The sequence below is a fragment of the Collinsella aerofaciens genome (genome assembly GCF_039752955.1).
Taxonomy (GTDB): Bacteria; Actinomycetota; Coriobacteriia; order Coriobacteriales; family Coriobacteriaceae; genus Collinsella; species Collinsella aerofaciens_BI.
In genome coordinates this window covers 82723-100987 of record NZ_JBDMHB010000002.1, presented here as the reverse complement: position 1 = coordinate 100987, position 18265 = coordinate 82723, and the positions used below count along the sequence as shown (strand labels likewise).

The following is an 18265-nucleotide window of genomic DNA, read 5'->3' as shown; positions in this document are numbered from 1 at the left end:
TTTTTGCTAAGCCTCGCCGCACAACCACCTCGCCAGGTCCACGATCTGCACCCCATCGCGATCCGTGGCCTCGTGATGCGTGCGGGCAAGAATCATCTTGGGATACGCATCGCCAATGCTCAGCAGTGGCGAAATCTCGCGTTCAAACGTCTTATCCGAGCTGATGTCGTCGCTCACCTGAATGTAGAGCTTCTCGCTTCGCTTGATTGCTACAAAGTCTATTTCCTTTTTATAGAGCACACCGACGTATACCTCGTATCCGCGGCGCAGCAGCTCGATGGCCACCATGTTCTCGTATACGCGTCCCCAATCCATATCACGTGTACCAAGCAGTGCGTATTTGAACGCGTGGTCTGCCAGGTAATACTTCTCGCCGCTCTTAAGGTATTTTTTGCCGCGAATGTCGTACCGACGAACTTTATAGAAGGCAAACGCATCGCACAGGTACCCCATGTACGTGCCGACCGTCTTGTTCGTAATCTTTAGCCCATCCGCATTCAAAACATCTGTAATGTTGCGTGCCGACGTTATGTTGGAGACGTTGTCCATCATGTAATCGGCAATGCGCAGCAGTGCCGATTCGTTTCTCACGTTATGCCGCTGCACGATATCCCTCACGATGAGCGTTTTGAAGACATTGGAGAGATATTGGTAGCGCTGCTCCTGCAGTGGATAAGGGTAAGAGCCGGACATACCGCCGGTTCTCGCGTACTCATCGAAGTCGCGATCGACCTCGCCCTCGTCACTATAGAAGCGATACTCCTCAAACGAGAATGGGAAAACCTCGATCTCGAACGTGCGCCCCGTAAAGAGCGTCGACAGATCACTCGACAGCAAAAAGGCGTTCGATCCGGTGATGAAGATGTCGTACTGCTCGGATGCATGGAGGCTGTTGATCGCGCGTTCAAAGCCGTCGCACATCTGAACCTCGTCGATAAGCAGGAAGTTTTGCTTGTCGGACACTCGATGCTCTTTCACATAGGCGAGCAGGGCATGATATTCGAGCAGGCCCTCGAACTCGTCGAGGTTGTAATTGATATGGATGACATTCGAATTGGACAGATTTGCCTCCACGTAATCGCGGAGGGCCTCGAGCAATTTTGACTTACCGCTACGGCGAATGCCCGTTATGACCTTGATGTCCGGTACGCCAATAAGGCTCGTCAACGTGTCCATATATGACGTTCTATTGATGAGTTTCATTGGTGCCTCCCTGCGGTCTTCTATCGCTATTCCTCAAAAACGAAAATTATTCAGTTTTGAGGAATAGACTCTGCAACGAATATACCTCGTTAAAGGCCGAGCTGGCTTAATTCTATTCCTCAAAATCGAAATATTTTCAATTTTGAGGAATAGAACCGCGATGCCACCCTGTAGTCGCGTAAAGACCCTCCCCGGCACAGCCGAGGAGGGTCTTGTTGTCATCGCTATCTTTGAGCGCGGGCGCCTCGCGCTACAGCCCGCGAATCCGTACGGCCTCGGGCGGAAACTCCTGCTCGCCGGCATCGGTCTTGATGGTCGCGCGACCCCAGATGTCCAGGCCCGCAAACACACCGACCGCAAGCGGCAAACCGCTGGGCGACACCGCCGCGACCTGACGACCCAGCAGTGGCACCATGTCAAAGTACTCGCCCAGCACCGGAGCCAGCGGGCCGGCGGCGCCCTGCGGCGTGTTGGCGGCAACTGCCCAGGTGTCCACGCGGACCAGCACGGCGGCGGCCAATGCCTCGATCAGCGCCTCATCTGCCATATCCACGCCAAGCTCACCCAGCGCCGCACGCTCAACATCAACCGTCACCGCGGCAAACATACCCGCGGCACCGGCACCGCCGTTCACGGCAACGCGCGCGAGTGACGTCTCAAACGCAGGCGCACCGCACACGATATCGCTCGGCCATTGGATACCCACCTTGCCGGCAAGGCCCAACCCCGGCGTCGAAGCCGTGCCCACGAGCGCATCCATCATGCCCATCGCCGCCACAAACGGCAGGCCGTGGAAGGCGTGCATATTCACATCGGGGCGCACAACCAGCGAAAACGTCAGCGAAGCATCGCCCGCGCTCCACGCGCACCAGCCCGCGGACACGCCCTCGCGGCCCGCGTCACGCGCCGCGTCGAGCTCGGTACCAGCGGCAACAGCATTCATCTCGATCATCTACATGCGCCCCAATTCGCCCACGATATGGCCCACGCGGTCCTCGGGCTCCTTGACCTCGACGCCGTTGTAGCGGAAGAACCGCGCCGGATCGTGCATCAGATCCTCGAGCGGCACCAGCACAAAGTCGCGCTCGCCGATCAGCGGATGCGGCAGGCGCAGCTTTTTGCCGCCGTGGGTCTCGCCGTCCATCCACAGCAGATCCAGGTCGATGGTGCGCGGACCGTTGGCCTTGGCCTTTTTGGAACGGTCGCGGCCCAGCTCGGCCTCGATCTTCATGAGCTCGTCGAGCAGCACCAGCGGCGCCAGCTCGGTCTTGATCTCGATGACGGCGTTGGCGAACGCGTCTTGGCGCGTCTCGTAGGCCGGCTCGCTCTCGTAGATGCGCGAGCAGTTGGACACGCAGGTGAGCGGAATCTCGGCGATCATGTCGCGTGCGGCGCGGATATTGTCGCAGCGATGCCCCAGGTTAGAGCCCACGGCCACAAACGCGCGGCGCGGCTGCGGCTTGGCAACCGCCCAGTAGCCGTTCAGGAACTGCGCAAAACCCGCGGCGTCGTGCACGCGCACGATGTTGGCACCGGCCTGGATGGCGCCCAGGCACACGCCAAACGTAGCGGCATCGCGCTCGGCGGCCTCGGTCACGCCCGAGACGGCGCCCACAAAGCGCTTGCGCGATACAGCGCACATGAGCGGATAGCCCAGTGACGCCATCTTGGCAGTCTCGCGCTGGATGACGATGTCCTCGTTGGCCGTCTTGCCAAAGCCAGGACCGGGATCGATGCAGATGCGGTCGCGCGACACGCCGGCGTGGATGAGCGCGCGAGCCTGGTCGGACAGAAAGCCCATGACGCGGCGCATGATGGGCGCCGAATCGGGCAGGGTGAAGCGGCGGAGCTGCGAGGTGGGCACGTAGGCTTCCTCGCGGCGGGCGCTGCGGCGCATCATGGCGGCCAGTCGGTCATTGGACTCCGATGCGGCCTCGGTGGCCTCGGGCGCGGCCTCGGGCGCGGGCGCGACGGTCTCGGCGGCAGCAGCCTGCTCGGCGGCCGGCGTCTCCTGCTCGCTTGCGGGCTCAGACGTGGGCTCCGGTTCGCCAAACGGCAACGAGGGCTGCACCACGCCGCCCGGAAGCTTGGCCTCCGGCTTAGGCTCGCCCAGCAACTTGCCGCGACGGCGGCGAGCCGGCTTCTCGGCCTCACGCGCGGCCTCGGCAGCCGCCTCGCGCGCCTTCTCGGCAACAAACGCCGCTGCCGAGGTATCGAGCTGCACCGTTGCGTGCGTGCGTGCGGGCGCGGCGACCTCGCCGGCATGCATCACGATGACGCCGCAGGTGCTCGTCTTAACAAACTCGACCATCTTGGGGTCGGTGAAGCCGGTCACGTCGTTGACGATCGAGGCGCCGCAGCGCACGGCCGCCTTGGCAACCGCCACATGACGCGTGTCGATCGAGACGATGGCGCCCTCCTTGGCCAGCGCGCGCACAACGGGCAGCACGCGGCGCGCCTCCTCGTCGGGGTTGACCGGGGTAAAGCCGGGGCGCGTGGACTCGCCGCCCACGTCGATGATGTCGGCGCCGGCGTCGAGCATCGCCAGGCCATACTCGATGGCGGCATCCGGGTCGAAGTGCTCCCCGCCGTCGCTAAACGAATCGGGCGTCACGTTGAGGACGCCCATGATGCGCGAACGGTCAAAGCTGAGCTCATACTTTCCGCACCGCCATGTCTTGCTGTCGTTCGCCATGAACATCCTCCTAAAATGCCCACGCCGCCGAGCTTGGGGAGCTGGCGGCGGGGTCGCTTTGCACTCAGTCTTTCTATTGTATCCGCGCGCGCGGGCTAGAACGCAAACGCGGCCGCGATGTCGCAAGAAATCAGCAGGTCGGCATTTGCATCCTGATCGGTGGGCACCAGATTGCAAATGGCCAGCGTATCGCCGGTAAAGTAGCGCGTGAGGCCCGCCGCCGGGTACACCACGAGCGAGGTTCCGCCCACGATGAGGGCGTCGGCCGCGGCAATGGCGGCAACGGCGCTGGTGAGCACGCGCTCGTCGAGCGGCTCTTCGTAGAGCACCACATCGGGCTTGATGCGGCCTCCGCATGCGGGACACACAGGCGCGCCCTCGGCGTCCTCGTGCTCGCGAGCGCAAATCCATTCGGCGCTATAGACCGCACCGCACGACCGGCAAATGTTGCGATGGACCGATCCGTGCAACTCAAACACGCGCCGTGAACCAGCCGCCTGATGCAGTCCGTCGATATTTTGCGTCACCACGGCGTCGAGCTTGCCGGCGCGCTCCAGCTCCGCCAGCTTGGCGTGGCAGTGGTTGGGCTTGGCGTTAAGGGCGATCATCTTGGTGCGGTAAAAGTCGAAGAACTCCGCCGGATGTGTCTCGTAAAAGCTGTGCGAGAGCATGGTTTCGGGCGGATAGGCAAACTGCTGGTGATACAGGCCGTCCACGCTGCGGAAATCGGGAATGCCGCTTGCCGTGGAAACACCCGCGCCGCCAAAGAAGACCACGTGGCTATGGGTTTCGAACAGCTCCGCCAGCGCGGCGGAGGCCTGCTTGGGATCCGATATTGCCTGCGTCATATATGACCTCCGTCCGTGTCTCCGGGACGGCGGCGTTCACACTATCACTCGCGGACTCCGCCCCGCTCTAGTTGCGTTAATCTTAAGCCTGCCAACCCCGTCGAAAGGACACCATGCCTCAGACTTACACTTTCGCCTCGTGGAACGTTAACGGCCTGCGCGCCGTGCTCAAAAAGGACCCGAGCTTTACCCAGATCGCACAGGAACTCGATGTCGATGTCCTAGCGCTGCAAGAAACTAAACTGCAAGAAGGCCAGGTGCAGGTCGACCTGCCCGGCTATCACCAAACCTGGAGCTACGCCGAGCGCAAGGGCTACTCGGGCACCGCGGTCTTTAGCCGCCAGGAACCGCTGCGCGTGCTGCGCGCCGACGCGCTGCTGCCCCACGCCGGTGAAGGCGAGGCAGCCGAGCTCGTTGCCCAAGCCGCGACCGAGGGTCGTGTCTGCGCGCTGGAGTTCGACAAATTCTGGTTTGTGGATGTCTACACGCCCAACGCGCAAAACGAACTCGCCCGCATCGACGTGCGCATGGCCTGGGACGATGCCTACCGCGGCTTTTTGAACGCGCTCGAGCGCGAGACCGGCAAACCCGTGGTAACCTGCGGCGACTTTAACGTGGCACACGAGGAGATCGACCTTAAGAACCCCAAGTCCAACCGCGGCAACGCAGGCTTTTCGGACGAGGAGCGCGGCAAGTTCACCGAGCTGCTCGACGCCGGCTTTACCGATACCTGGCGCGCGGCAAATCCGAACGTCGAGGGCGTCTACAGCTGGTGGAGCTACCGCTTTAATGCCCGCAAGAACAACGCCGGCTGGCGCATCGACTACTTCCTGGTAAGCGACGCAATCGCCGGCAACGTACGCGACACCGGCATCCGCGGCGACATCTTCGGCAGCGACCACTGCCCCGTCACCCTCACGCTAGAGCTCTAGCCCCAAGTAATTCCTGGGGGACGGAGGAAAACAGATCATGTGACCCCTCTCCCCCTATAAGCTGCGGTGGAATAGTTCCTGTTTGGGCAGCAAATAGCCAAAAACGAGAACTATTCCACCGCAAGTTCGCGAGGAAACGCGAAATGCCTTACAGCCCGTATTTCACGACGACACGGTTAATGCGACGGCACCAAGGCTTGTACAAGGCGGCCAAGAACACGCAGGTCGCAAAGCCGTGCGTAATATCGAACGGCACTGCCGTGGCAAGACGCGCCACGGCACCCGCCCAAGTAAGCGGCTGCACAAAACCAATGATGTCATACGCGTTGATCACCACGCCGTACAGCAAACCCGAAGCAAAGCCGTAGGTCAGTAGCGCCGGCATGCGCACGGTTCCATCCGCACGGTCGAACGCACCGGCATGCGCCAGCGCACCGCCAACATAGCCAACCAGGCCCCAGGCATACATCTGCCACGGTGTCCACATGCCCTGTCCAAAAAAGAAATTGCTGGTCAGCGCCGCCAGCGCGCCAACCATAAAACCATTGCGGCGACCAAGCGTCGCCCCCGCGATAATGGCGATGGCGCTCACCGGTTTAAAGTCGGGAATGGGCCCAAACAGGATGCGCCCCGCCGCCGCCAGCGCCGCCAGCACCAGCGTGGGCATAATCTGGCGCAAACCCGGACGAGATGCCTCGTAACCCGCAAAGAACAGTGCGAGCACCAGCGCCACCACAACCAGCATGGCCAACGCTGCCTGCCCAACACCCGACAGCAACGCCGCAGCCATCACCGCCGGCACCGCCAACAACAGCGGGACCTCCAGTTTTGCAAGCAAGCGCGAGAAACGACAGTCCGTCATCCCATCACGCCCTGTAGAACACGTTGTCGGCAAAGAAATCTGCCGGGGGCTCCATGCAGGCAATCTCGCCGTCAAACATCATGGCGACGTCGTCGGCTGCCTGCTCGGCAAAGTCCAAATCGTGCGTAGCCATGATGACGGTGCCGCCAGCCCGCGCATGGTCGCGCAGGGCGCGGGCGATGATGCGGCGGCTGGCCAGGTCCAGACCCTTGGTGGGCTCGTCAAACAGCAGCAGCTCGGGGCCGATCAGCAGCAGCTTTGCCAGTGCAAGCAGCTGGCGCTGTCCGCCCGAGAGGTCGTAAGGGTGGCGCGTCTCCAAGCCGTCCAATCCCAGTTGCGCCGCACGCTCCCGCGCCAAGTTCTCGTCATATCCGCAGGTCGAGGCCCATTCCATCAGCTCGTCGCACACCGTCTCGGCAACCAGCAGGGCCTTGGGGTTCTGCGGCAGCAGCGCAGCCGAGGCCGCCCCGCGCACCATACGACCACGCTGCAGCTTGGCAGTCTTGGCCAGCACCGAAAGCATCGTCGACTTGCCGCAGCCGTTACCGCCCACAACCGCATGCACCGCGCCAGCCGAAAACGACGCATCGAGCCCGCGCAGCACCCAGCCGGACGCTCGATCGTAGCGAAACCAGCCTTCCGACAGGGTGGTAGCCGACCCGCCGTGCATTTTTTGGAGTATTCTGCTTCCATCCGTGCGCGAGAAGGCTTCCGAGCCGTTCTCGAGCGACGTTTGCGCCACAAATTCGGACGATTTGTCCAATTCCGAACTTTTTTTCGCGCTCGATACGTCCCCGGGCGGCTCCAGAGAGCCCAAATTGTCCTCACGCCTGCTGAATACTCCTTTATTTGCACATCGGATGGCACCCCACCCCAACATGTCATCGGAAAACAGCGATTCTCGGCGTCCCAAAGAAGCCATATCCGTCACCTCGCGCACGCGACCGTCCTCAATCCGGTACGCACACGTCGCGTATTCGAGCATTGGGCGCGGCTGATGCGTCGCCACAACAACCGTGCAGCCCAGCTCGCGATTCACACGAAACAGCGCGTGCAGGAAATTCTTCTCGACAACGGGATCGAGCTGAGACGTGGGCTCGTCGAGTAGCAGCACACGCGGACGCAGCGCCAGGACGGCGGCAAGCGACAGCAGCTGCTTGCGGCCACCCGAAAGCGTGTCGGTATCGCGATGAAGCCAATCTTCCAGCCCAAAGAAATAGCTGGTCTCAGCTACGCGACGGCGCATCTCATCACGTGCTAGCCCCAAGTTTTCCAGGCCAAACGCCATCTCGTGCCACACGGTTTCGCACACGATCTGGTTCTCGGGATCCTGGAACACATAGCCCACGCGCTCCGCCGATGCCCGCACATCCATGTCGGCGACGGGCTCGCCCAGCACGCGCAGCTCGCCGGAGCGCGTACCCGCAGGCGCGATCTCGGGCTTGAGCAGCGACAGCAGCGTCGACTTGCCCGAACCGGTACCGCCAACAAGCAGTGCAAACGCACCTTGGGAAACAGACCAGTCGAGCCCCTCGAGCACCGCAGCATCAGCATCGGGGTAGGCAAAGCTCAGGCTCCGCACCTCAATCGCCGGCATATCCGGGCCGCACGCCGCGCCCGACACCGGGCCCCTATCCAACCGAGCCATCAGCCAAACCTCTTCTCATCAATCGCGTGCAACGCGCAAGGCAGCACCATCCAGGCAGTGTACACAACATAGCCCGGCCACGGCGCCGGCACCAAGAGCTGAGGATAAAACGAATACTGCGTCGTCGCGGTCCACGCCACTGTCACCGTGACCACGCCAAACAGTGCAAGCCCAACCAGCGCGGCAACATCGCCGCGCCCCAGCCGATACCGCGCATACGTCGTACGACGCGTCGCGGCACCCCACCCGCGCGAGCGCATCGCGTCCGCGCGCTCCAGCGAATCTTCCATGCCCCAGCCCATCAACACACTCGATGCCCGCAAACGCGAACGCACGGGGTCGGCCGGCGCGCGGCCCGGTGCATCGATCGCATCCTGCACCGCCAGCACCGTACGACCGCGGCGCAAAAACTGCGGGATAAGCCTCATGCACATCGAGATCATGAGCGCGATCACCGGCGCGGCATTACCCAGCAGCGCGAGCACCTTGTCGTATTCGAGCATCGACGCCGCGGCCTCAAACCACAGCACGCTCGCCACAAACAGCCCGCCCATGCACAGGCCGTAAACCATGCTCTCTAGATACACCGCACGCATGCCAATACGAAACAGCTCCGTCGAACCCGAAGCGCTAAACAGTGGATTGACCAGCGCGATAATCAAAATCACCGGCAGCTGCCAGCGGAGTGCGCCCAGCGTGCGGGCAGCCCCACGCGTCGCAAATCCATACGCCAGCCCGCCCGCAAGTGACAGCGCAATCAGCACCGGCTGCATCGAGAACATGGTGAGCCCCAGCGTCAGCACTATATAGAGTGCCGGCACAGCCGGATGCGACATCGAGAATGCCGCGACGGGCTCGCCGCCAAACCCCTCTCGTATGTTGTCCACGGGTACCCCCGTCCCCTCGCTCAAACGACAGCTCCGCAGCACCGCCAACGCCGCACGCAAGCAGCGCAAACGCCACGCCGGCGGCGCAAGCCTCAACCGCCGCAAACCAATCGTTACGCGCTCGTCATATGCCTGCGGTATCATATTGCGCCGTGTATCGTTTCCAAACACACGTCTCTATAACGTAACAGGAGATCACATGGACGCAACCGCAATTATCCTCGCTGCCGGCGAGGGCACCCGCATGAAGTCGAACCACTGCAAGGTTTCGCACAAGATCCTGGGTAAGCCCATGGTCCAGTGGATCGTCGACGCTACCATCAAGGCCGGCTGCAGCCGCGTCGTGGTTGTCATCGGCAGCCACGCCGACGAGATGCGCGCCCTCATCGACGGCGCCTACGCCAGCAGCGCCACCAAGGTCGAGTGCGTCGAGCAGACCGAGCGTCTGGGCACCGGTCACGCCGTGAAGGTCGCGCTCGAGGCCTGTGGCATCACGCAAGGCCCCGTCGTGGTGCTCAACGGCGACCTGCCGCTCATCACTGCCGACACCGTCGCCAAGTTCGCGCAGACCGTCGCCACCGGCGAGCTCGCCTGCACCGTCATGACCATGACCCCGCCCGATCCTTTTGGCTACGGCCGCATCAAGCTGGGCGCCGGCGGCCAGATCGAGCGCATCATCGAGCAGAAGGACTGCACGCCCGAGCAGGCCGCCACGCTGCTGGAGTGCAACGCCGGCTGCTACGCCTTCGACGGCGCGCAGCTCGCCGCCCACATTAACGAGATCGGCAACGACAACGCGCAATCCGAGTACTACCTGCCCGACATGCTCGAGATTCTCAAAAGCCACGGCCAGGCTGTCTCCATCTTCCACTGCGATGACTACCGCGATGGCCTGGGCGTCAACAGCCGTATCCAGCTCGCGCAGCTCACCGCTATCGCGCGCGACCGCATCAACGAGCACTGGATGGCCGAGGGCGTCACGTTCATCGATCCCACGCAGGCCTGGATCGGCCCCGACGCCGTTATCGGCCGCGACACCGTCGTGTGGCCGCAGACGCATCTGATCGGTCACGTCACCGTGGGCGAGGAGTGCCAGCTCGGCCCCAACAGCCGCCTCACCGACACTACCGTCGGCAGCGGCTGCACCATCGATGAGACTATCGCCATCGAAGCCGTCATCGAGAACGGCGTCGACTGCGGCCCGCGCGCCTACCTGCGCCCGGGTACCCACATGCTCGACGGCTCCAAGGCCGGCACGCACGTGGAGATCAAGAAGTCCACGATCGGTGAGGGCTCCAAGGTGCCGCACCTGTCCTACATCGGCGACACCACCATGGGCTCCGGCGTCAACGTGGGCGCGGGCTCCATCACCTGCAACTACGATGGCGTGCACAAGCACAAGACCGTCATCGGCAAGGATGCCTTCATCGGCTCCGACACCATGATGGTCGCGCCCGCCCAGATTGGCGACGGCGCGCTCGTGGCCGCCGGTTCCGTCATCACCGAGCCGGTCCCGGCCAACGCACTCGGTCTGGGCCGCGCCCGTCAGGTTAATATTGAGGGCTGGGCCGCCGATTATCGCCGCCGTCTGCACGAGGACGACGAGGTATAACGTTTTATCAAGCATCTAAGGAGCTGTTCCCATGGGGGCGGCTCCTTTTTCTATCGTGACCTGCGCAACCGGATGAGTGGTCGGTTCGTGTCCGTTGACGGTAAAGACGTTATCAAGACCCGATTAACCCCGTCGCGCGGTTACAATGCAACAAGGCATCTATATGGCATTCGATATAAAGGAGAAGGGTAATGCCGATTAATGATCCCGAGAAGTCGGAGAATATGCGCAAGTCCATCCGCGTGTATTCCGGTTCCTCCAACCGTCCCCTCGCTCAGAAGATCGCTGAGTACCTTGGGGTCGAGCTTTCGGGCCTTACGCTAAAGCAGTTCGCCAATGGTGAGATTTACGCCCGCTACGACGAGACCGTCCGCGGCGCCGACGTCTTCCTGATTCAGTCCGTGGCCGGCGGCAACGTCAACGACATGCTCATGGAGCTGCTCATCGCCACCGACGCTGCCAAGCGCGCATCCGCCCGCTCCATCACCGCCGTTATCACCCACTACGGCTATGCCCGCCAGGACCGCAAGGCCGGCCCGCGTGAGCCCATCACCGCCCGCCTCGTCGCCAACCTGCTCGAGCGCGCCGGCGTCAACCGCATCATCACCCTCGACCTGCACCAGGGCCAGATCCAGGGCTTCTTTGATATCCCGGTTAACCACCTGTCCGCACTGCCTCTGTTTGGCCAGTACTACAACGACATGCACTTCGACACCGATAACCTGGTTGTCGTCTCCCCCGACGTGGGTCGTGCCAAGGCCGCCAAGAAGCTGTCCGACATGCTCGGCTGCGACCTGGCCATCGCCCACAAGGGCCGTCCGCGCCACAACGCCGCCGAGGTCATGGGCATCATCGGTGACATCAAGGGTAAGACCTGCATCATCAACGACGACATGATCGACACCGCTGGCACCCTGTGCGCCAACGTCAAGGAGCTCAAGGCTATGGGCGCTGGCGACATCTACGTCTGCGCCACCCACGGCATCTTCTCCGGTCCGGCCATCGAGCGCCTGAACGATGCCCCCATCGTCGAGTGCGTCGTCACCGATGCCATCCCCGTCGAGGTCGGCGGCAAGATCAAGACCATCTCGGTCGCCGAAGAGTTCGCTCAGGCCATCTCCGCCGTTTACCACGAGGAGCCCGTCTCCACGCTCGTCGGCGGCGACTTCGCGCTGTAGTCGCTTGACCCTCGCATCCCACCGGAAGCCCGGTAGGCCTGCGGGGTTATCACGCCGACGTCCTCGCCGCTTCGCGGCTGCGGGATGTCGGCTTAGATAACCCCTCCCGGCCTACCGGGCTTCCTGCTGTCTCGGGGCAGCTGTTTTCTGAAATGACTTTGCCGTGCCCTTTCCTCGCCTTCGGCGGGCGTGGTAGCCTTTGTCGTTGAACGAACTTCTTATGTAACGAAAGGAAGCCTATGGCAGCTGCACAGCCGCTTAAGATTCGCATGGTTGCCGGACTTGGCAACCCTGGCGATGAGTATGCCGAGACCCGCCACAACGCTGGCTTCAAAGCAATCGACGAGTTGGCCCGTCAGGCCGGTGTCACCTACTGGAAAAACCAGGCAGGCGCCGAGGTCGCGCTCATCAACATCAACGATCCCGAGGAAGAGGGTGGCAAGCGCCAGATCGTGCTGGTCAAGCCGCAGTCGTACATGAACACCTCGGGCGGACCCATCTCCAAGCTCTGCCGCGAGTACAAGATCAAGGCCGAGGAGCTGCTCGTGATTCACGACGAGCTCGACATTCCCGCCGGTGACGTGCGCGTCAAGGTGGGCGGAGGCCATGCCGGTCACAACGGCCTGCGCTCCATCATCGACAAGATGGGCAGCCGCGACTTTAGCCGTATCCGCACCGGCATCGGCAACCCTCCCGGCAAGATGGCCGTGGCAGACTATGTGCTCAAGCAGCTGCGCGCCCGCGAGGCCGAGGACTTCCAGGACACCTGCGCCCGCGCCGCCGACGCCGCGGGTCTCGCCATCGTGCACGGCGTGATCTATGCCCGCGACCACGTCAACGGCGCCGCCTCCGCCAACGGCAAGCACTAAAACCTACCGTTTAGGGACAGGTTTATTTTGGCAGGTTCTATCTACAGAAACGCTCCGGTGGCCGCATCGCAATAAACCCCGCGCCGCCATACACGCATAACACCCCAAAGGGGGCCGGCCTCATCACAACCCGAGGCCGGCCCCCTTTGCCGTTTTGCCTGATAAAACCGACCAAAATAAACCTCTCCCCCTTTGGTGGGCCGAAGTGGATAAACCCCGCTCCCAACCGCCGAAGACACACGTAAGTGACATGTCCATGAGGGTATAATTTGCACCGTATGTCTGCACAACGCCTGTGCGCGTACGGTTTTATTCGGGCTACCGTCCATTTCCGTGGAGGCACGGTTCGGCAGCCCTAACAAGAGAGGGGTTCTATGTATAAGATCCTGGAGAAGACGCAGTTCTCGGAGAAGGTGTTCAAGTTCCGCATCGAGGCGCCTGCAATCGCCAAGCATGCGCACGCTGGACAGTTCCTCATGGTTCGCGCCAACGAGACGGGCGAGCGCGTCCCGTTTACCCTAGCTGGCTGGAACGGTGACGAGGGCTGGGTCGAGTTCATCTTCATGGTGATCGGCAAGACCACCGAGATGCTTTCCACCTACGAGGCCGGCGAGTCGCTGCGCGACGTCGTGGGCCCGCTGGGCGTTCCCACCGAAATGGCCGAGGGCCCCTGCGCCGTCATTGGCGGCGGCGTCGGCCTGGCAATTGCCTTCCCGGTCGCCAAGCACCTGGTCGAGACCGGCCACGAGGTGCACGCCATCATGGGCGCCCGCACCAAGGACCTCCTGCTTATGGAGGACCAGTTCCGCGAGCTCCTCGACGAGGACCACATCCACATCACCACTGACGACGGTTCCTACGGCGAGCAGGGCGTTGTCACCGCTCCGCTGGAGCGCCTGCTGCAGGACAAGGCCGTGAGCCAGGTCTTCTGCGTCGGCCCCGTTCCGATGATGAAGTTCTCGACCCTCACCGCCCAGAAATACGACACCCCCATCACCGCGTCCCTCAACCCCATCATGGTTGACGGCACCGGTATGTGCGGCTGCTGCCGCGTCGAGGTGGGCGGCGTGACCAAGTTCGCTTGCGTCGACGGCCCCGACTTCGATGCCACCCTGGTCGACTGGGATGACCTTCGTGCCCGCCAGGCCGCTTACCGTTCCGAAGAGGGCGAGTCCCTCAAGGCCTATGAGGAAAAGAGCTGCGCATGCCACTAGTTAACGGTCGTTTCGTTGCCGATATGAAGTCGCCCCGCACCCCCGATAACGAGGAGCCGGCTGCCGAGCGCGCCTGCGACTTCCGCCCCGTCGACAAGGGCTTCACCGAGGAGATGGCGCTGGCCGAGGCTGAGCGCTGCCTCAACTGCAAGAAGCCGTTCTGTGTTGAGGGCTGCCCTGTCAACATCAACATTCCCCGCTTTATCGAGCAGATCCGCGCGAAGGACTTCGGCGGCGCTCTCGATACCATCCGCGAGGACTCCATGCTTCCCGCCATCTGCGGCCGCGTCTGCCCGCAGGAGAACCAGTGCGAGGGCAAGTGCATCCGTGGTAAGAAGTCCGAGCCCGTGGCCATCGGCCAGCTCGAGCGCTTCCTGGGTGACCGCCCCGAGCTCGCCTCCACGCCCAAGATGGCCCCCAAGAACGGCAAGAAGGTCGCCGTCGTTGGCTCCGGCCCGTCCGGCATCACCTGCGCCGGCGAGCTCGCCCGCAACGGCTTTGACGTCACCGTCTTTGAGGCCTTCTTCACCGGCGGCGGCGTGCTGGTCTACGGCATCCCCGAGTTCCGTCTGCCCAAGGCAGTCGTCAAGCGCGAGATTGACGGCCTGGAGGACATGGGCGTCAAGTTTGAGTACAACTCCGTCGTGGGCAACATGGCCACGGCCGAGGAGCTGTTCGAGCAGGGCTTCGACGCCATCTACGTGGCGACCGGCGCTGGCCTGCCCAAGTTCCTCAACGTCCCCGGCGAGAACCTGCCCAACGTCTTCTTCGCGAACGAGTACCTCACCCGCGTGAACCTGATGAAGGCCAACAAGTTCCCCGAGTACGACACCCCCACCAAGCACGGCAAGAACGTCGTCGTCTTTGGTGGCGGCAACGTGGCTATGGACGCCGTCCGTACCGCCAAGCGTCTGGGCGCCGAGCACGCCATCATCGCCTACCGTCGTACCGAGGACGAGATGCCCTGCCGTCGCGCCGAGCTGCACCACGCTAAGGCCGAGGGCGTCGAGGTTCTGCCGCTCGTCTCCCCGCTCGAGTTTGTCGCTGGCGAGGACGGCTCCGTGTGCGCCGTCAAGGTCCAGAAGATGGAGCTCGGAGAGCCCGACGAGTCCGGCCGTCGTCGCCCGGTGCCCATCGAGGGCGCCATCGAGGAGATTCCCTGCGACGTCGCAATCTCGGCTATCGGCACCAACGCCAACCCCTTCGCAAAGAAGATCGGCGGCAAGATGGAGCTCAACAAGTGGGGCTACATCGTCGCCGACGAGGAGACCGGCCAGACCACCGATCCCCGCATCTGGGCCGGCGGCGACATCGTCACCGGTGCCGCTACGGTCATTCTGGCGATGGGCGCCGGCAAGAAGGCCGCTGCCTCCATCACCAAGAGCCTGCTGGGCGAGTAATCACCTACAGCGCTAACCACCAAACGGCAAAGTCCCCGTCGAGCACACGCCCGGCGGGGACTTTTTCTATGCCGACCACCCAACCACCACGATGGGGACAGGCACCTTTGTGATGGTTTTGGTCGGTTAGTCTTCGAGCTGCGCTACTTTGTAGCGGTAGGCTGCGGCAATAACGTCTTTGCAACCCTCGCGGCCCAGCTTGGCGCGGTTGACGACGATGTCTTTACCGCTCGTCATCTTCCACTTTCCGGCACTGTAGCGCTTATAGAACGCCTCGCGCGCCTTCTGCTGCTGCTTGACCAGCTTGGCGCCCTTCTTTTTGTTGAGACCGCGCTTCTTGCGCACGATCTCGACGCGGTCCTCAAAGGGCGCAGTCACCAGCACGGCGATGTGGTTGGGGTTGTTGCGCAGCAGATAATCGGACAGACGGCCTTCGATAATGCAGCTCTCGGTCTCACCCAGATCCAAAATCACCTGGCTCATCTTTTGGAACAACTTGTCCGAGTACGAACGCGCATCGTAGCGGTCGGGCAGAAACGCCATGTTCTCCACGGCCAGGCGCTCGTCGTAGGCGGCCATCTTGTCGAGCGACTCGCCCGCGCGCAGCGAAGCACGCACCAGCAGCTCGTTATCGTACAGCGGAATCCCCAGCTCATCGGCGAGGATACGACCAATCTCGTGGCCCTCGGCGCCAAAGTCGCGCGCGATGGTAATGACCACAGGATTCTTCTTATTCTCCAGATCGCTCATCGCGATTCCTTTCTCTATGTGACAAAGGGACAGTCCCTTTGTCACATTCTACGCTGCCACAATACGACGTTGATACGCTCGGACCAGCAGCGAGATACCAAAGTTGAGCACAAAGTACATCGCAAACACCAGGCCGTAGAGCATAAGCACCTGCGACAGATCGATCGCGTGGGCCATCACGACGTTGGCCGTGTACATGAGCTCGGCCACGTTAATGCCCGAAAGATACGAGCTGTCCTTGATGACGGTCGTGCACTGGCTAAACAGCGCCGGAATGATCGTCTTAAACGTCTGGGGCAGAATGATGTAGCGCATGGTGGCAAAGAAGCCAAAACCCTGGCTCTGCGCTGCCTCAAACTGGCCGCGCGGAATCGAGTTGAGGCCTCCGCGCACAATCTCGGCCATAACAGCGCTGGTAAACAGCGTAAAGGCGATGGTCGAAATCACAATGTCCAAACCCTGCACCGTAAAGTAGATAAACAGGATCCACAGCAGGTTTGGCGTGCAACGGAACAGCTCGATATAGGCGCTCACCAAAATACGGAATGGACGGGGCGCATAACTTTTAACGAGCGCCAGCACCGTGCCAAAGATGAGCGAGAAAAAGATCGACAGCGCCGAGATCTCGATCGTCTTAACAAAGCCGCCCCAAATGTAGAGCAGGTTGGTCGCGTTGAAGATTTCCATGCGCTAGGCCTCCTCTACGTTGTCGAGCCCCAGCTCGGCCAGGCTCACACCGCGCGGACGCTCCTTGGAGCGGCGCTCGAGCCACTGCACCAGTATGGCGAGCGGAAAGCAGATGATGAAGTACATAAGGCAGCAGACGATGTATCCCTGCAGGTAACCGTACAGACTCACAAAGTTGTCGGAACGGTACATAAGGTCGCCGCCGGCCACAAGCGCCAGCACCGACGTATTCTTGACCAGGTTGAGCGCCTGGTTGCACAGCGGCGGCAGAATGATCTTGAATGTCTGGGGCAGTACGATGTACCAGTACGCCTGCGCACGGGTGAAGCCCTGGCTCTGGGCCGCCTCCATCTGACCGCGCGGAACCGCCTCGATACCAGTGCGGATGACCTCCGAAATGTAGGCCGCGTGATACAGACCCACGCCCAAGAAGCCCAGCACGAACGGCGCGATGCGCACCGGCTGGTCGGCACCGGTTATGGCCTGCAAAAACTGCGGACCGGCCATGTACATAAAGAGCACCTGCACGGGCAACGGGATGTTCTGGTAAAACTCCACGTACACGCGGCTTATGGCGCGCAGCACGCGCGAGCGAGTGGTAGAGAACACGCCCAGCAGCGTGCCCAGCACCAGCGACAACAGCAGGCCGGCAACGACCACTTGCAGCGTCACGCCAAAGCCCTCCCAGAAGGGCCCCATATTTTGAAATGTCGTCGACCAACGGTCGGCGTCAAATAATCCTTCGAGCATTTGATTCCTTCCTTGGACGATGCGCCTATACAAGACCCCAGGTCTTGACCTCTTGGTCGAGCCAGCCGTCGGCCAGGCGATCGCAAATCACCTGATCGACCACGGCCGAAAGGTCGCAGCCCTTCTTGGTCGCCACGCCGTAGCCCTGCTCGCCAAACTTGACCTCGGGCTGCAGCAGCTCAACGGTCTCGTTCATGTAACCGGCCAGCGTGGAGCGGTCCATGGCAAAGACGTCGATATTGCCGGCGTCGAGCGAGCTCTTGATGATGGGATAGCCGCTAAAGGCCCTAAACTCTGGCTTGCAGCTAAAGCCGTTGTCCTTGATCATCTGCTCGATCAGGCCCTGCGTGGTAGCACCCTGGCTCACGCCGATGATCTTGCCGTCCAGATCCTCAATCGAGGTAAAGCCCGAACGCTTCTTGACCATGAGCCCCACGTAGTCGGTGCGGTACGGCGTCGAGAAATCCCAGCTCTTCTTGCGCTCGTCGGTGATGGTGTAGGTCGCCGCGACCACGTCAAGCTGGCCGTTATCGATCAGCGGGCCGCGCGTCTTGGGTGTTACGTCGTTAAACTCGACAAGCTCCTGGGCACGGGCCTCCTTGTAGCTCACGCCAAAGACGGCAGCGGCGATCTGGTAGCACAAATCGACTTCCATGCCCTCAAAGCGACCCTTGGCGGTGTCGTAATAGCCGTAGCCGGGAACATCCTTCTTAACGCCGGCATTCAGATG

General features: G+C 62.1%; 17 protein-coding genes. 6 read left to right on the top strand and 11 right to left on the bottom strand.

Features of this window, described 5'->3' with window-relative positions; all coding sequences use genetic code 11:
- Positions 1–6: 6 nt before the first annotated feature.
- The 4 genes from ABHR75_RS01100 to ABHR75_RS01085 all read right to left on the bottom strand — a co-directional run bounded on the left by ABHR75_RS01100 (position 7) and on the right by ABHR75_RS01085 (position 4746).
- Complete coding sequence (locus tag ABHR75_RS01100; RefSeq protein WP_195364198.1) at positions 7–1203, bottom strand: ATP-binding protein; 1197 nt, start codon at positions 1201–1203, stop codon at positions 7–9.
- Between the two features lie 250 nt (positions 1204–1453).
- Positions 1454–2155 carry a hypothetical protein gene (locus ABHR75_RS01095; protein WP_346963429.1) on the bottom strand — a complete coding sequence of 234 codons (702 nt, stop codon included), beginning with the start codon at positions 2153–2155 and terminating at the stop codon, positions 1454–1456.
- The gene (gene folP, locus ABHR75_RS01090) at positions 2156–3898 is read right to left on the bottom strand and encodes a dihydropteroate synthase (RefSeq protein WP_346963428.1); all 1743 of its coding nucleotides are present in this window, start codon (positions 3896–3898) and stop codon (positions 2156–2158) included.
- A 95-nt stretch (positions 3899–3993) separates the two neighbouring features.
- Positions 3994–4746 (bottom strand): NAD-dependent protein deacylase, encoded by a 753-nt coding sequence (locus ABHR75_RS01085; protein WP_346963427.1) that lies wholly within the window; start codon positions 4744–4746, stop codon positions 3994–3996.
- Positions 4747–4859: 113 nt separating this feature from the next.
- On the opposite strand from ABHR75_RS01085, the gene ABHR75_RS01080 reads away from it, so the two are divergent.
- A complete protein-coding gene (locus ABHR75_RS01080) occupies positions 4860–5678 on the top strand; it encodes an exodeoxyribonuclease III (RefSeq protein WP_271737020.1) in 819 nt (272 codons plus the stop codon).
- 148 nt (positions 5679–5826) lie between these two features.
- On the opposite strand, the gene ABHR75_RS01075 is transcribed toward ABHR75_RS01080, so the two are convergent.
- From ABHR75_RS01075 to ABHR75_RS01065, 3 genes are read right to left on the bottom strand one after another with little or no spacing between them, the layout of a single operon-like run.
- Positions 5827–6540 (bottom strand): DUF6580 family putative transport protein, encoded by a 714-nt coding sequence (locus ABHR75_RS01075; RefSeq protein ID WP_346963426.1) that lies wholly within the window; start codon positions 6538–6540, stop codon positions 5827–5829.
- 4 nt (positions 6541–6544) lie between these two features.
- The gene (locus tag ABHR75_RS01070; protein WP_346963425.1) at positions 6545–8188 is read right to left on the bottom strand and encodes an ABC transporter ATP-binding protein; all 1644 of its coding nucleotides are present in this window, start codon (positions 8186–8188) and stop codon (positions 6545–6547) included.
- A complete protein-coding gene (locus tag ABHR75_RS01065; RefSeq protein WP_346963424.1) occupies positions 8188–9075 on the bottom strand; it encodes an energy-coupling factor transporter transmembrane component T in 888 nt (295 codons plus the stop codon). Before ABHR75_RS01065 ends, ABHR75_RS01070 begins: the two co-directional genes overlap by 1 nt.
- Before the next feature lie 199 nt (positions 9076–9274).
- Between ABHR75_RS01065 and glmU the strand changes: the two genes are divergently transcribed.
- The 5 genes from glmU (at position 9275) to gltA (ending at position 15348) form a co-directional block, all read left to right on the top strand.
- Positions 9275–10687 (top strand): bifunctional UDP-N-acetylglucosamine diphosphorylase/glucosamine-1-phosphate N-acetyltransferase GlmU, encoded by a 1413-nt coding sequence (gene glmU, locus ABHR75_RS01060; RefSeq protein ID WP_346963423.1) that lies wholly within the window; start codon positions 9275–9277, stop codon positions 10685–10687.
- A 191-nt stretch (positions 10688–10878) separates the two neighbouring features.
- Entirely contained in the window at positions 10879–11865 is a 987-nt protein-coding gene (locus tag ABHR75_RS01055; protein WP_089573682.1) for a ribose-phosphate diphosphokinase, read from the top strand.
- A 239-nt stretch (positions 11866–12104) separates the two neighbouring features.
- Positions 12105–12734, top strand: a complete 630-nt coding sequence (gene pth, locus ABHR75_RS01050) for an aminoacyl-tRNA hydrolase (protein WP_171025267.1) — start codon at positions 12105–12107, stop codon at positions 12732–12734.
- A 374-nt stretch (positions 12735–13108) separates the two neighbouring features.
- Positions 13109–13948 carry a sulfide/dihydroorotate dehydrogenase-like FAD/NAD-binding protein gene (locus tag ABHR75_RS01045; RefSeq protein ID WP_006235793.1) on the top strand — a complete coding sequence of 280 codons (840 nt, stop codon included), beginning with the start codon at positions 13109–13111 and terminating at the stop codon, positions 13946–13948.
- The gene (gene gltA / locus ABHR75_RS01040; protein WP_022094914.1) at positions 13939–15348 is read left to right on the top strand and encodes an NADPH-dependent glutamate synthase; all 1410 of its coding nucleotides are present in this window, start codon (positions 13939–13941) and stop codon (positions 15346–15348) included. Before ABHR75_RS01045 ends, gltA begins: the two co-directional genes overlap by 10 nt.
- Positions 15349–15474: 126 nt before the next feature.
- On the opposite strand, the gene ABHR75_RS01035 is transcribed toward gltA, so the two are convergent.
- From ABHR75_RS01035 to ABHR75_RS01020, 4 genes are all read right to left on the bottom strand, one after another.
- Entirely contained in the window at positions 15475–16098 is a 624-nt protein-coding gene (locus ABHR75_RS01035; RefSeq protein ID WP_117746190.1) for a cytidylate kinase-like family protein, read from the bottom strand.
- Between the two features lie 48 nt (positions 16099–16146).
- Positions 16147–16785 (bottom strand): amino acid ABC transporter permease, encoded by a 639-nt coding sequence (locus tag ABHR75_RS01030; RefSeq protein WP_055285379.1) that lies wholly within the window; start codon positions 16783–16785, stop codon positions 16147–16149.
- A 3-nt stretch (positions 16786–16788) separates the two neighbouring features.
- Entirely contained in the window at positions 16789–17535 is a 747-nt protein-coding gene (locus ABHR75_RS01025) for an amino acid ABC transporter permease (protein ID WP_346963422.1), read from the bottom strand.
- A gap of 25 nt (positions 17536–17560) precedes the next feature.
- The coding region (locus ABHR75_RS01020) for a transporter substrate-binding domain-containing protein (protein WP_346963421.1) at positions 17561–18265 on the bottom strand (705 nt) is incomplete at its 5' end.